We start from the raw sequence: 15721 nt of genomic DNA, 5'->3' as shown, positions 1-15721 counted from the left end.
TTTGAGAAGCAACCGTTGTTCACCCATTTCTTTCGATCAGAAGTTTGAAGAATTATGCCTAAAGATGAAGCCCAGGTAGTTTTAACAGCTGATAATTTAAACAAGTCAATTCAACAAGGCGACGACAGTCACCAACAACAAACAATCCTGAATAATTTATCGCTCACGGTTCACGCCGGAGAAAGCATTGCCATACTCGGACGCAGCGGCACCGGCAAAAGCACCTTGCTCAATGCGCTCGCAGGAATTACACCGGTCGACAAAGGAAACATTACATTTTGTGGTAAAACAGTGAACCAATTAACAGAGCGAGAAAAAACGCTCATGAGACGAGAAAATATTGGTTACATTTTTCAGTTCTTTAATCTCGTACCGACGTTAACGGTGAAAGAAAATATTTTATTACCGCTGCAACTCAACAAACAATACAACACCGCAGATCAGCAATTAAACCAACAACTGTCTCAATTAGGTATTAAACGTTTAGAAGATAGATACCCACAACAATTGTCGGGTGGTGAACAACAACGAGTCGCAATTTTGCGAGCACTGATTCATCGACCAAAATTAATTTTGGCTGACGAACCCACGGGAAGTTTGGATTTAGAGACTGGCAATCAAGTTGCAGAAATTTTATTTAACAGCGTTACAGAAGATTCCGCTTTAATTGTTGTCACGCACAGCGAGGAAATTGCCGCACGGGCGCAAACGGTATATCGATTGGTTAACGGAAAACTCGTGCAAGAGAAATAGGTGCTGACGATGAATTATTTACTCCTCAGCCAATTGAGATTTCTTTGGCAACATCGATTACAAACATTACTCGCCATACTAGGCATAATGCTCGGCGTGTGTGTGGTTATCGCCGTGGAATTAACCAATAAAAGCGCTAACCAAAGCTTTATTAATTCATTTGACCAATTAAATGAAAATGTCAGTCATCAAATAACTGGGCCGAGCACGGGCATATCAACAGACATTTATCAGCATTTAAGACGCAATCTTCTCCCCAATTACGCCAACGGAAAAGCAGCGCCAATTATTGAAGGTTCAACACGTTTAATTTTACCAGATGCAGCTGACGACAATGGGCCATCGATTCAAGTGATGGGAATCGATCCAATTTCAGAAACGGCACTTCAAAGATTTAATCTGACATTATCAAACCAAGAATCTGAAAATAACCAACCGCCGCCGGACATCACCCAGTTAATGCTGAATGCGACAGGTGCATTTGTCAGCGAGTTATTGGCCAAAGACAACGCCTTAGCTCTCGGAGATACTTTTTCGGTACACGTAGAAAACGCTCAGCATACGCTTACCGTAGTTGGCATTCTTCCGGTGCTGAACGACAATCTACAAAACTTAATTATTACCGATATCGATACCGCGCAACGCTTGACGAGTGTCGACGGATTTTCTCGTATTGATCTGCAAATTGCGCCCGACGCACATGCCGAATTTGAAAATCAGCTGAGTGAATTTTTACCCAGTGGTTATTATTGGCAAAAGAAAGAAGCTGTTGCCGGTCAGACCCTGCATTTAACCCAATCTTTTCAGTTAAATTTGCAAGCGTTGAGTTTATTGAGTTTAGTTGTCGGAGTATTTTTGGTCTACAACACCATGAATAACTTTGTTATTCAACGTTTGCCGTTATTTGAACGATTGCGGGCACTGGGTGTGTTGTCTCAACAAATTACCACACTGCTATTGATTGAAGTTCTTATCATCTCGTTAATCGCAACATCCATTGGCATACTTTTGGGGCTAAAACTGGCTGAATTTTTAGTCGCTCTTTCAGATCAAACCATTAACGATCTGTATTACTCCACAGGCAAATCCCAACTTTATTTGTTATTCACGCCGCTTTTAAAAGGAGCCGCATTGGGAATAGGCGCATCAATTATTGCAGTTTTACTGCCGATAAAAAATGCGATTCACTTAAAAAATTCACGCGCGCAAACCTTCATACGCCTTACCAATCCGGCGTTACTGTTGCCGGCACTGGTTCTTATGATCATCGGTATTATATTCAGTGTGTGGGAAGCCTCTGGAGTATTCGGTGGCTTTTTTGCGGTTTTTTCTATCTTATTAGGCCTTGCTGCACTTACGCCTATTTTGATATTTCTTATCGGAAAAGCCATTCAGAAATTGTTTAGAACATTTGGTAATCCATCCAACTTCATTATCAATATGTCAATCGGTGATACCTATCGCAATTTAACCCGAACCGGTGTTGCTGCCATGGCGTTGATGGTAGCGGTCTCCAGCGCGAATGGCATGGGAGTGATGATTGGCAGCTTCCGTCTTGCGGTGGAAAACTGGTTGCACTCGCGAGTCAATGCCGACATTTATGTGCGCGCAGATCGAACGTCAAACTCTCAGGATATTTTTATTTATGAGGATGCAATTCAAGACGTCATACAAATTGATGGTCTAAAGAATTACACATTATTTACCGATTTTACGGCACAAGTAAAAAAATCAAACACAAACGAACCACAATACTTACCAGCGGACTGGACCTCGGGGCGTATTCCTACCATTGCCAAATCCGGCTATTCGTTTGTCTATCAAACCCAAGACGACGCCATTAACAACGCTTGGCAAAATTTTGCCAAAGGTGATGTTTTTGTCAGCGAAACCTTTGCTTCCACTCACTCGGTAAAACCAAATGACATCATTGATGTTCAGACGGATTCAGGAACGCAGCAATTTAAAGTTGCTGCTATCTATTACGACTACGGCAATCAAAACGGTCGAATCCTATCGAATCGAGAGAATCTCAAGCGTTACTGGCCCAGCAAAGGTGTTGAGTCTATAGGCTTATACGTAACCGATGCCGAAAGCTCGCAAGCAGTAAAGTCTTATTTGGATTCCATCAAAGAGAGCCATAAAATCCATTACTTTGTTGGTTCTGATATCGTCGATATCGGGCTAACCGTATTCGATCGAACGTTTATTATCACGCACGCGCTAAAAGCCTTTGTGCTAGCCGTTGCTATGATTGCAATATTCAGTTCCCTCACCGCCCTACAACTGGAGCGAGCAGCGGAATTTAATACGCTGCGTGCCATCGGTTTCAGCCGAACGCAAATAGCAACCTTTGCTCTAACCCAAACAGCTTTTCTCGGATTTATTGTTGGATTAATTTCTTTGCCAACCGGAGAATTGCTGGCGTGGTTATTAATTGAAATTATTCATTGGCGTTCGTTTGGCTGGAGCATGGAATTTACGCCGCAGTGGCCTATTGTTTTCGAAAATGCCTTACTCGCTATTTTCGCAGCAACCATTGCAGCGCTCTACCCTACCTGGAAAGTCATTAAACAACTGCATTCACCCACTCAGTATGATTAATAATTTTACCGACTATCAAATGATTACTTTACCCTTTTCCAGAAAAGCACATTTACGTTTGAAAGTTATACTAACGTGGGTTTTGTCTGCCTTCAGTGCAATTGCAGCTGCCCAAGACGATACCATTGATTACACCAATTTAATTCGTGGAAATGACGACGGTTTTGCTAAGGTTTTTGAGGCCAGGCCCTTTATTTTTCCACAAGACCACGGCAGTCATCCCGAATACCGAATTGAATGGTGGTACATAACTGGCAACTTAGAAGAAGATAGCAACCCTAATAACCAATGGGGTTATCAAATTACCTTTTTCCGATTTGCACTGGCCTCAGATACACATAAAACAACCAAACCCGATTGGCAATCAGAACAAATTTACTCTGCGCATTTCGCAGTTACCGATTTTCAACATCAGCAACATTACCAGTTCGAACGCTTCAGTCGTTCAGCTTTAGGATTAGCCGGTGCCCAACACACACCCTTTTCCGTTTGGTTAGACAACTGGGAGTTATCATCAGACACCAACAACTTTTTCCCATTAACACTAGACACCCTTGCTACCGACAATAACGCAGGCAAGGTTGCACTAAAATTATCTTTAAATTCAGATAAGCCAATGGTACTGCAAGGTGATCGTGGCTTTAGTGCCAAAAGCGAAGCTCCAGGCAACGCTTCGCATTACTATTCTTACACCCGCTTAAATACAACAGGAACAGTTACCATCGGCGATAAAACTTTTACGGTCAAAGGTTCAAGCTGGCTCGATCGCGAATGGGGAAGTTCCAGCTTGGACAACGATCAAAAAGGTTGGGATTGGTTTGCGTTGCAATTTGATGACAACCAGGAGTTGATGTATTACCGACTTCGAACCAACAATTCTGAGCAAAACTATCAACATCCCTCAAGCCGCGGCGTATGGGTGAATCGTGATGGTACTAAAATCGAACTCTCACCGAATGATGTCAGTCTGTCACCGCTCGATTACTGGTCATACAATTCCGAACAGAAATATCCAGTTTATTGGCAATTAAAAATACCGAAATTAAATGTCGATATAAAAATTAAAGCCGTGATCAATGATCAATTATGGAAGCAACAACTGCAATACTGGGAAGGCGCCATGATTGTTTCTGGCAGTCATACCGGGCGAGGCTATTTGGAATTATCGGGTTATTAGCTGGAGATCTTGCTACCAACTCCAACACGCTAGGGCCTGTTCACACTAATTTAACCGCACCTGTCGCCTCTAAAACGCGTCAGTCTAGGCGTGAGGAGTGCAGTTTAGCGCGCTAAATAAGCGACGAACAACAACGAATGGCGTGTTTTAGGGTCGACCCTAGGGGCTCGGCGTATTTTTTCCGTATTTCGTGTTGCAGCTCGTTCATTTGGAACAACCAAATCACACTCACTGCGCCTAAAATACGAAAAAAATACGCTCCAGCAGGTGTGATTAAATTAGTGTGAACAGGCCCTAGTATCGGTTGGAGCTGGTAATTTTTAGGCTAAAAAGCGCTTAAATTTGTCGTAGCAATTATTTTTCCATACTTTCACACGTTGTCGTTCAGCGGTAGACATTGCTTTTGCATTGTTCGCAGCCGCCCAAAAACTGAAATTATAGAAATCAATTTTTTGAGCCAACGCCGATTGCAGTTTAGGCAAAGTCAAAAAGATTGCTTTGTTCTCTTGGGCTTTTTCGAAAATAGACGACTTATCAAATAGTTCAAAATTATTGCCACGCCCCATATTTTTTACCACAACCAATTGAACGGGTGAATCCGAAAACTTATCTAAGGTTGCTTCTAATAATCGAGCGGAATCAGCGCCATCGTCCATCACGTGCCAAAGATACGCAGTGGAATCAATGGCGTTTAAGATTTCAAATAAATCGCTTTGCTCAATCCATTCATCTAACTTACGCGCAGTTTGAGCCGCCAAATCAACCACAATTTCACTGCGAGGTTTGTTCTCAGCGACTTCTAAAATTTTGTCCAAACTTTCGAAATCATCAACATCAATTAGGGAATTAAAATCCGAATAAAATCGACTGAACGTACTGTGAGACTGGTCTGAATCAAAACCTACAAATGGTAGTTCCGAATCAATTAAGTACTGCGCCAATATACGCGCTGTAAACGATTTACCAACACCGCCTTTTTCACCACTGATAAAATGAATCCTAGCCATACTTCCCTCTGGTTTTTCGAATGTGTTTGAAGCACTCAAACACTAATTTATTCAATGCAGCCTACTATTTTAACCCAAGCAAAATTTTAAGTGTTTTGATATTACTACCAGATGACAAATAACAAAAAGTAATACTTTGTTAAGCCGTTTATTTGATCGATTTCGGGAAAAAAATTTTCAAGTGATGAGTCATTAACATAAATTTCACTTATCTGTCAGCGACAAATAAGTGATTCCAGAATATTCGTTTACGACTTTTCTGTCACATAAGTCAGAATTCTTCAATTTAGATGAAAGTAGTCATAAAAATATCGATGAAATTGGGTTAGAGTCGCGCCAAAATCCACCTTGAAGGAGTAATCATGAATCGTAAAGGTATCTTTGGGCTCGTACTTTTGGGATTGTCCCAAATGGCCGCGGCTGAAATTGAAAATGCTAGCTTCGAAACTTTTAGCGGTAACACACCTGTTAACTGGACAACCATTGACTCTGGAATTTCAGTTAGCCAATCAAATTTTGCTCAACAAGGTAACAGTTCTGCAGCGGTCGTAGTAAACACCGCCAGCCAATCTAATACAGATTTCTTACAATCTGTTGACGTTGTTGCCAATCAAACTTATGAATTCAGCGCTTACGTTTATCACACCGAAGGTGGAGTTCGCGCACGTTTAATTGCCGACGGTTTCCGCGTCTATTCAAACCCAGCGCTGGTTAACCAGTGGCAACAAATTAACTTCACTTACACCGCATCTGCCAACGAAACCATTTCTGTTGGTTTGCGTTTTTACGATGTCTCTGGCTTCGACGGTTCTGAACTTGTCTATGTAGACAATTTTGCACCTGCCGCAGGCGGTTCTTCATCGGGTTCTGGTTGCAGCACCAATCCAGTAACCGTTTCTATTTTGACTGATAACTTCGGCTCTGAAACCAGCTGGACGTTGAGAAACAGCGCGTCTCAATCTGTGGCTTCTGGCAGCGGTTATCCAAACAACACCCAAATCAGTGAAGAATTGTGTTTAGCTGACGGCTCATACACCTTCACTATTAATGATTCTTTCGGAGATGGTATTTGTTGTAGCTTCGGCAACGGCAATTACGCTGTTACCGCCGAAGGCACCCAAGTCGCCAGCGGCGGTCAGTTTGGTTCTAGCGAAAGCACCACATTCAGCTTACCAGTATCAGGTAATACCGGCGGCGGAAACACAGGTGGTGGCGGTGAACCAACTGGCTATTACGCCAGTGCCGCAGGTTTAACTGGATTTGCGTTGAAATCAGAATTACACCGTATTATTCGCAATCATTCAGTACAAGGCTACAGCGCCGTTTGGACGTTCTACTTGAGCAACGAGCTGGATCGTTTCTACGAAAATGATTCATCCATTCTCGATATTTACTCAGAGCGCCCAACCAGCCAAGACGCCTACAACTACACACCAGGTTCTGATCAGTGCGGTACCTTCCGTGGCGAAGGCAGTTGTTACAACCGTGAGCACTCTTTCCCACGCAGTTGGTTCGGCGGCGATATAGAGCCAATGAACTCAGACATTCACCATATTTTCGCAACTGACGGACAAGTTAACGGTCGTCGCAGCAGCTTCCCATACGGTGAAGTTGGTTCTGCTACATTTACCTCAACCAACGGTTCTCGTTTAGGTAGTGCTCGCAGTGGTCTCGGTTATACCGGAACAGTGTTCGAACCTATCGACGAATTTAAAGGGGATTTAGCCCGCGCTTACTTCTACATGGCTACTCGTTATGAAGATCGAATTGCTGGCTGGGAAAATAATTCTTCATCCAGTAACGCGGTATTAAATGGCTCTAGCAACCAGCCGTTCGAAAACTGGGTGGTTAATATGTTGGTCGACTGGCACCAGCAAGATCCGGTTAGCCAGAAAGAAATTGATCGCAACGAAGCGTCTTTCTCACACCAAGGCAACAGAAACCCATTCGTTGATCACCCAGAGTTTGTTTCGCAAATTTGGGGCAACTAATAGCCAACAACATACAGCTACACCATTAAAGCAGCCCACGGGCTGCTTTTTTTATTTCTTTGTAACGTTATATAAGAATAAGTAATTCTCTTCTTTTACCCATCTTTTTACTTACCTCTTTACTGATCTCTTTACTCACCTCTTTACTCACCTCTTTTATCTGCTTCAAGCTTTTACCTTTTTACGATTTTCTCTGCGCTTTACTTCTCTATCGTTCGCTATTCATATTTTCTTATTCATCTCTATTGGCTTATCTACATTCGTATTTGTAAATTATGATTTTGTAACTACACATTCAAAATGGAATTACAGAAAACACTTATTAGATTCTAAAAGAGTAGACTTTTTACAAATGAGTAATTTGTCATCAAAGGTTCTTAACTATTTAATTTAACTTATATATAGAAACAACAATTAAAATGTAGAATAAAAATACCAAAATTATTTTACACAGTTAAATTCCAGCTTTATGCCAAAAAAACAATACGCAACTTATTTTTTTATACGATTTACCTATTAATTAAAATTTCTACTCACAGGTATGCTTATACAAAAAAATAATTTAAAAATAAGCTATCCAAAAGGGATCAAAATAAGTTATAACAAATTTATAAACATTAATTAAAATAAATAAAAAAGTTGGACTTCTTCGTAGATATTAATTAAAAAAGATTCGTCATATATTAGAACGATCTTCTATTCCTGCAAGTTTTAACGGAACAAAAACTTAATAATCAAAAACTCACGTAGTAATCACTAGGTTTATTCAAATCTCAGTGTAAAGAATTTGATTGTGCCGATTTTTTCGATATTAGAACTTCGATGTATCTCAAGTGATACCTCCGTGGCAATGAGCTTACGCTTGAGCACAAATTTTGACATTCACACTGGAAGCAAAATAACGGGATATAAAAATGGAATTCGAAGGTACAAGTTTGCGCGTCTCTAACACCAATGTCTCAGACTCTATTTCTAGAGATTTACAAAATACACTCGTTCAACTTTTCGACCTTGAAATATCTATTAACAACTCACTCAAGACGGTTCGATTTGTTGTATCCAACCAAGTACTGTTCGAAGACGCCCTTGAAAAACTGACATCTAACGCCGATGACGTTATTCAAGTATCTAATTTGCCACTGGATTGCGAAGGGTTAATTGATGAAGCGAAACTGATTGAATTCTATCGGTCATCTCAAAAATGTTCTCTAGAGAGTAAAAATCGAGTCATTTCTGATATAAAACAGCAAACGGATTATGATCATTCAGACAACATCCCTCATATCTTTTTAGGTGAACGGTCAATCAATATTAACAATATCCATGTTGACGAACTCATTGTTAAAAATATCCCATTACCAGAAATCGAATCGTCAATATCAAAATGTAAATTGCACCAAGCAACTGGTAACGAACTTCCTTTATTCTCAGACAATTCCAGCAATAACATTCAGAACAACAATACGGTTCCAGAGAATGCGATTAAAACCTCTGAAGTTCACAACAACGACAGCGAAACAGAGAGCTTACCGCCACACAACTTGATTGAACTTCTGGAAATCAGAGCCGGACAACAAGAATCGCCAGAATTGGTTTTTTTATCCAGCGACTCAGAAGCCACTGAAACTATAAATTGTAAAGACTTACACCAAGCCGCAAAAAAACTGGCCCAGAATTTAATCATCAATAAAACCAATAAAAACCCTTACGTTATTATTCATGTAAAAGATTTAAAAAATACCCTTGTGACTTTTTGGGGTTGTTTATTTGCTCACTGTATTCCAGTAATTACTACTACTTGGGTTTCTGCTCAACCAACAGAAAAAGACTTTGAGAAAATTGACGGTGTTTGGAAACATTTAAACAACGCCCAAATCATTGTTGACGAGAGTACCGGTGATTTTCTTAAAAATAACTGCGACAGTGACTTCGCCCGCAGTGATTTTCTAGACGTAAATTACCTGTTAAATGCACCATCAGAAGAAATTCCTACCCTACTTTCTTTTACAAAATGCAACGCGGAAGATATTGCATTTTTAAATTTAACCTCAGGAAGTACTGGCGTTCCCAAGTGTGTGGCTCTCACGCACAGTAATATTCTCGCCCGCAGTAAGGGCACCATTGAATTATGGGAAAATAGCCCGAATGACGTCACATTAAACTGGTTGCCGTTCGATCACATCGGCAGTATATCTGACTGGCACATACGCTGTTTGGTTTTAGGTTGCAAAAGTATTTACGCTCCAACAGATTTGGTGCTCGCTAATCCTATCAATTGGTTGGACCTAATCAATCAGCATCGAGTCACCCACACATGGGCTACAGACACCGCTTATAAAAGCATTATCAACACTATTAAAAAATCCACAGAGGAATACGACTGGGATTTATCCTGTGTAAATACATTTTTAAATGCCGCCGAACCCATTGCCGAGTCAACCGCTCGGGATTTAACCGCGGTACTCAAGCCCTACAATTTAAGAACAAACTGCATTGTGCCTGCCTTTGGCATGGCTGAATTAGGTTCGGGAATTAATTACAGCCGCCCACCAGAAGGCGAGTTTAAAAAACAGTTACCGATTGACCGCGATTCACTGGCTAATCACACCTTAAAAATTGTCAAAAAAGGCACCCAAAATAGTGTCTCGTTTACAAGCTTGGGGCCAGTCATTCCCGGCATGTCAATGCGTATTGTAGATTCCGAATTCAATGTGTTATCCGAGTTGAGCGTCGGCCAATTACAAGTGAAAGGCTCGTCACTGTCTAACGGTTATCTCAATAACGATGAAGCCAATAATGCATTAATTTCTTCAGACGGATGGTTCAACACCGGTGATAAAGGCTTTATCTACGAGGGTGAACTCTATCTGTCTGGACGAACCAAAGATACACTTATCATCAACGGCAAAAATTTTAGCCCGCTGGATTTCGAAGAAATTGTCGACGCTCTTCCTGGCGTATTAACGGGTTACAGTGCCGCCATCCAAACGAAAGGAACTGACGGCAGTAGCGAAAACTTAGTCGTTTTCTTCTGCCCGGAAAAAGAAGATCTTAACGATCAAGAATTGACTCAACTGTTAAAAACCGTTAACGATGCGATTTCTTCTTCGCACCAATTAACGCCCGATTATTTAATCCCAGAAATTCCAAAGAACATCCCCAAAACCAGCATTCAGAAAATTCAACGTTCACAACTGGTCAAACGAGTAGAAGCGGGTAATTACCAGGAAATTTGTAAAAAAATCGATCTACTAACAGGTTCAGAGCGAACCGTAAAAAACTGGTTTGCTCGCTACGACTGGACGTTGGATTACGGTTGCGCTGATTACTATCAATCAGCCGATAATCTATTAATTTTAGTGTCTGATTTAACACCGGAAATTTGCCGCTTCCTAACCATAGAATCCGCCTCCGCTAAAACCATTCTGATTATTGCCGACAAACGTTTGCAAGACAGCGCAACATGGCCGCAATCGATTCCTGCAGAACAAATTTTCTACATTGAAGAAGAAGACCCTGAAAAATCTCACAGCGAATACTACCTTGATCTTCGCAACGGTCTTTACGGTTACATGGATGAAACACCATTTTCAATCGTTGATTTCCGGCTGTTCTCATTTAATGACAAACAAGCACTCTCGTTTGAAACAATTATAATTGATTGTAATCCTCTGATTGCAACCTTGATTGCAGACGGAAAAATCATTTCAAACGTGATTGGCTACACTCTGGTGGGCAGCAATACCTTAATTGACAGCGCTTTGTTTTGGTCGATTTCGGTGTACTACCGAACACTGGTTTACGATTACATCAGCCGTAACTTAACCGCTGAAAATCGTAGCGACACTCTGTCACCACCAACGACAAAAGCTGTGTATTTTGATTTCTCTCTTGAAAATAAATTGGTTGATTTCTCTGAGAAACTAAAAACAGAAATTACTCGAAAATCTCCTATTCAAGAGGTTCGATATCGATTCGACCAACCCTACTCAGACAACAGCAATCAAAATGTCCAAACAATTAATGCGGCCAATAACACAATCGTCAGAGAAACAAAGCGATTGGAAAACGTTGTGTTTGATTCACCCTCTGCACGCATTGATCAGTTACAAGCCAACAGCTGGGTATTAGTGACAGGTGGCCTGGGTGGTATAGGTTTTGAAGTCTGTCAGTGGCTTCAGAAACGGAACATCAATTTGGTAGTTTTAGGCTCTAAAGACGAGCAGCACTTTATTATAGAAAACAGAACACAATATGAAAGATTACAATCTTTGAAAAAAGACGGAAATGTTATCTATAAGAACCACAAAATTAATAATGCTGCTGATCTCAATACAGAAATACAAAATTATCAATCAGAAATAAATACCCAATTTAGCGCGGTATTTCATTTAGCCGGTGTCATCGCCGACGACGACAGTCAATACATAAAAAACAGTCATTTAGAATCTGTCTGGAGAACTAAGGTTGAAGGCGCAAAAGCCATCAATCAACTGGTGGCAGTCCAACCAAACACATTGGTTGTATATTTTTCATCAGTGATGGCGTCTAACCACAAACTCGGCTCTCCAGCTTACAGTGCGGCAAACGCGTACGTTGAACAACTGGCGAAAACGCAGCAAGACAGCGGTAGACCGGTTTATACCATTGCCTGGAGTGCCTGGAAAGGCGTTGGCCTCAGTCAAGACTTACCTGTCGACATCATCAAAAAACAAGGACTGGAAGTATTAACGAAGCGAGCAGCACTAACGAGCCTAGAGGGTATTTTGTCGAGAGCGCCCACGAATATTTCAGTGGGCATCAATTCGAACTCTATCAATTTTCAAACCAGCAAATCTCAAGGCATAGACACCTTACACAAAATACTGTGCATCGAAAAAAGTCGAGAACAATCCGAAAGTGATACCAACTCGATTGAAAAGATCGAACCAATCATTCACTCAAGCCACGTGTATGCTTCAATGCTGGTTGTCGACGAAATTCCGTGTGACGACAATAACAATGTTGACTACTCAGCACTAAGAAAGCTATTCACAGTTTCATCGACAAAACGCATTGAACCAAGAAATGATCTCGAACAACAAATCGCTTCAATTTGGGAATCCGTTTTGGGGCACAACGATTTCGGTATTAACGACAGTTTTTACGCCGTGGGCGGTAATTCTATGCTCACCACCACGATGCATTCGACCATGTTAAAACTGTGGCACATAGAATTAAGCTTGGGAGATATTTACGAACACACAACCATATTAAAGCAATCGGAACTTATCAGTACTCGGCTACAGGAATACAGTACCTCAGTAACAACGGCAACCGAATCCGCCGACAACCGAAAAGATCGCGTGCTTTGCCTGCAAAAAGAAACGGAAAACACACCGATCTTCTGCTTGTGTGGCATAGAGCTCTACGCCGAACTCGCTAAAGCCTTTAAAGATATTGCACCGGTTTATGCAATTTATTTAAACATGGAAGAAGAAGCCATTAAGGAAGACAGATTGCTGAATGTGTATGAAATGGCATCAGCGTATTTGGCAAAAATAAAAGAAACCCAACCGTCGGGTCCGTACCGATTGATGGGACTATCTTTTGGTGCCGCCATCGCATTTGAGGTCGCTCAGCAGTTAACCGCAGATGGCGATAAAGTCGAACTACTTGGGGTATTGGATTTCAATCTGCCGGTAGATTTAAAATCTAACCGCGTAATTTCAGATATGAAATTTAAGATTAAAGACGGTATTCGAATCACTCGACGTAAATTTTTAAGTGCTCTATCTTCTGTCAACAGTTCATTTAAATTGAAACCGGAAATTATCGAAGTACATTACACCCGAGCATTTCATCCGTATAAAAAATCCATGAAGCAGTGGCCACACCCAGAAAATACCATCATATTTAGGGCAGAACACGAACCCAGCCATAAAGGTCAGAGTCTGGCTATCAACGGCGGTTGGAATCAATTAATGACCGACCCAGAAGCACCGCTGGAAGCACATCTGATTGAAGGCAATCACCTTGGTATTTTAAAAGATAACGGCCCCCATCAGATTGCCGCACTGGTAAAAGACAAGCTCGCACTTCTCAACTAATTTTTCAAAAAGACAGAAGCTCTGAATATCTTGGAGCTTCTGTTAGCTGTTAAACAGTAATGTTAAACGTGACTGAAAAATTTATTGATGGATTTTGAAATACAAACCGTTACTTTTTCTTGAAAAGATAACCACCGAAATACATCAATGAAGTACAAATAGTGATGTAGAAATACATCCAAAGGTAAGATTTTGAAATCAACAAGGTGAGAGGACTATCGTAGTTACCGGATAAGCTAAGCGTTATTCCTTGAACGGCAAGGAACACCACAAAAATACCAATTAATGTTGATAACCACCGAAACTTCGTCATCCAAATCACGAAAATAACGAGCGGCAACACGGATACAAAATAGCCAAACTGTCGAATGGCGGTAGTTATCCAATCTCCCATCAGATACCACTCGTTCAGTGTGCTCATGACAAATAATTTCGGCACCACAGTCCTAAAGATTTCATTCACCAACCATGAAAATGGTGCCGCGACCAACACTAAGGTGACGATTTCTTTTGGGGATATTCGAGATTCGCTGTGTAACTCTACTTTTTCTTCTGCATTCATAATAAAACCACAAACGTATTCACAACACTTTAAATCCAAACCCGTATTTATCCGTTCTCCCCAAATCAATTGAGTATCACTTTAGGGACGGCATATATAAAGACACAACTTACCGACTGAGCAGAATTTTGACGGCCATAAGATCGGTAAATTGCGATTATACCAACAATCGCACAGTAGAAATGAATCGAAGGTAGATCGAAGTGCGCCTTAAACGGTAAAACTCCCTTGGTTAATCGAGATTTTCTTTAACTGGGCGTGATACCGGAAACAGCAGTATAAAAACCGATAATATTGAGGAAGAAACAACCACCACGCTTAAAGGCATCAAGCCCGCATTGATAAACGGAGCCACCGTTGCCGTTCCAATTGCGGTAAACAACATAATGAACAAAATTAACAAGGCGCTGCCTCTGGAATCGTTTTCTCCGGCAGCCACTAGGGTTTTGTAAAACCCCACAGGCCCTCGAATACCCACCCCCAAATTAATGATCATAAAACACAACCATAACAAGACAATGGAATTCAATTGTAAGTAGGCAACAAACAATAGAGCCAAACAACCAACAGCGGTGAGCACAGAACCGATGACAATGGAGTTCTCATCGCCCCACCAACGATTGAACACGGGCGTCATATTGGCAGCGATAACGAATAAGCTGATTCCCAGAATTTGCATGACGATAAAATCATGAAGTTCGCCATTTAAACTGCCGGTTATGATTTTAGGCGCAGACAATACAACCGTGAGTAATGCCCCCAAGGTAAACGCATGGCTTAATAAATAGCGCATAAAATCGGGCTTTTTAATCAAGCTTGCATAGCCTTCTTGCGCAGGTTTAATGATGCCAAACTTTTCTTTGAGTGCACCTTGTAACATCCAGGTAATACTGAGTAACAACCCGATCACGGCAATCACATAGAACGAGGAACGCCAGCCAAATGAATTTAACAGTATTGCACCAAATATTGGCGCAATTGCTGGTGCCATGGCTTCAAGACTGCTGATTCGTCCAATTACGATCACAGCTCGGTCATTGGCAAAAACACTTTTTATCATCACAGGCGCATACACAGCAGCGGCCGATGCAAAAATTCCTTGAAGAAAGCGAATCACCGAAAGCTGAGTTAAAGACGTCACAAATGTGGCGGCCAATGAAAGAATGGAAAAAAAGACCAAGGCCATAATCAATAAATGAATGATTTTAAATCGCGCGCCAAGCTCACCAAAAATAATCAACCCAATTCCGGCCCCTAAAACATAGGTGGCAAGCACCCCTTGCGCTTGACTTGGGGTTCCGTCAAGAACATCTGGCAAACTGGGAATTGCTGGTAAAATCAGATCTGTCGCCCCCATACCCGCAAGTGTGCCGAGGGCAATCAATAAAATGAGGAATGTATGCTTGTCCGACGTATGTTCGCTGTTCATATATCTCTCGAATGCTGTCGATGGCGTGAAACGCTGTAGAGCCTGTTTTGTAGTAAATCGGTCCAACTGATATTAATAATAATACAAACACACGATAAATATAAAAATA

At 41.3% G+C, this 15721-nt stretch carries 8 protein-coding genes; 5 read left to right on the top strand and 3 right to left on the bottom strand.

Translation table 11 applies throughout. The features are described from left to right. Positions 1–54: 54 nt before the first annotated feature. The 3 genes from LU361_RS09585 to LU361_RS09575 all read left to right on the top strand — a co-directional run bounded on the left by LU361_RS09585 (position 55) and on the right by LU361_RS09575 (position 4534). On the top strand, positions 55–753 hold the full coding sequence (locus LU361_RS09585; protein WP_233088625.1) for an ABC transporter ATP-binding protein: 699 nt from the start codon (positions 55–57) through the stop codon (positions 751–753). Between the two features lie 9 nt (positions 754–762). Beyond that, entirely contained in the window at positions 763–3357 is a 2595-nt protein-coding gene (locus LU361_RS09580) for an FtsX-like permease family protein (RefSeq protein WP_233088624.1), read from the top strand. An 82-nt stretch (positions 3358–3439) separates the two neighbouring features. Further along, on the top strand, positions 3440–4534 hold the full coding sequence (locus LU361_RS09575) for a lipocalin-like domain-containing protein (RefSeq protein ID WP_233088623.1): 1095 nt from the start codon (positions 3440–3442) through the stop codon (positions 4532–4534). A 320-nt stretch (positions 4535–4854) separates the two neighbouring features. Here LU361_RS09575 and LU361_RS09570 read toward each other — a convergent pair whose 3' ends face one another. Beyond that, the gene (locus LU361_RS09570; protein ID WP_233088622.1) at positions 4855–5541 is read right to left on the bottom strand and encodes a nucleotide-binding protein; all 687 of its coding nucleotides are present in this window, start codon (positions 5539–5541) and stop codon (positions 4855–4857) included. 362 nt (positions 5542–5903) lie between these two features. Between LU361_RS09570 and LU361_RS09565 the strand changes: the two genes are divergently transcribed. Together LU361_RS09565 and LU361_RS09560 are read left to right on the top strand one after the other, a co-directional pair. Continuing rightward, complete coding sequence (locus tag LU361_RS09565) at positions 5904–7532, top strand: endonuclease (RefSeq protein WP_233088621.1); 1629 nt, start codon at positions 5904–5906, stop codon at positions 7530–7532. A 914-nt stretch (positions 7533–8446) separates the two neighbouring features. Further along, positions 8447–13621 carry an SDR family NAD(P)-dependent oxidoreductase gene (locus LU361_RS09560; RefSeq protein WP_233088620.1) on the top strand — a complete coding sequence of 1725 codons (5175 nt, stop codon included), beginning with the start codon at positions 8447–8449 and terminating at the stop codon, positions 13619–13621. 109 nt (positions 13622–13730) lie between these two features. Here the strand turns inward: LU361_RS09560 and LU361_RS09555 are convergent, their stop codons facing one another. After that, entirely contained in the window at positions 13731–14183 is a 453-nt protein-coding gene (locus LU361_RS09555) for a hypothetical protein (RefSeq protein ID WP_233088619.1), read from the bottom strand. Between the two features lie 232 nt (positions 14184–14415). Continuing rightward, positions 14416–15612 carry an MFS transporter gene (locus tag LU361_RS09550; RefSeq protein ID WP_233088618.1) on the bottom strand — a complete coding sequence of 399 codons (1197 nt, stop codon included), beginning with the start codon at positions 15610–15612 and terminating at the stop codon, positions 14416–14418. Positions 15613–15721: the final 109 nt, after the last annotated feature.

The sequence above is a fragment of the Sessilibacter corallicola genome (genome assembly GCF_021290925.1).
GTDB classification, from domain to species: domain Bacteria; phylum Pseudomonadota; class Gammaproteobacteria; order Pseudomonadales; family Cellvibrionaceae; genus Sessilibacter; species Sessilibacter corallicola.
Note: the sequence above shows the minus strand (reverse complement) of the source record. Positions and strands in the feature narration are given on the sequence as shown.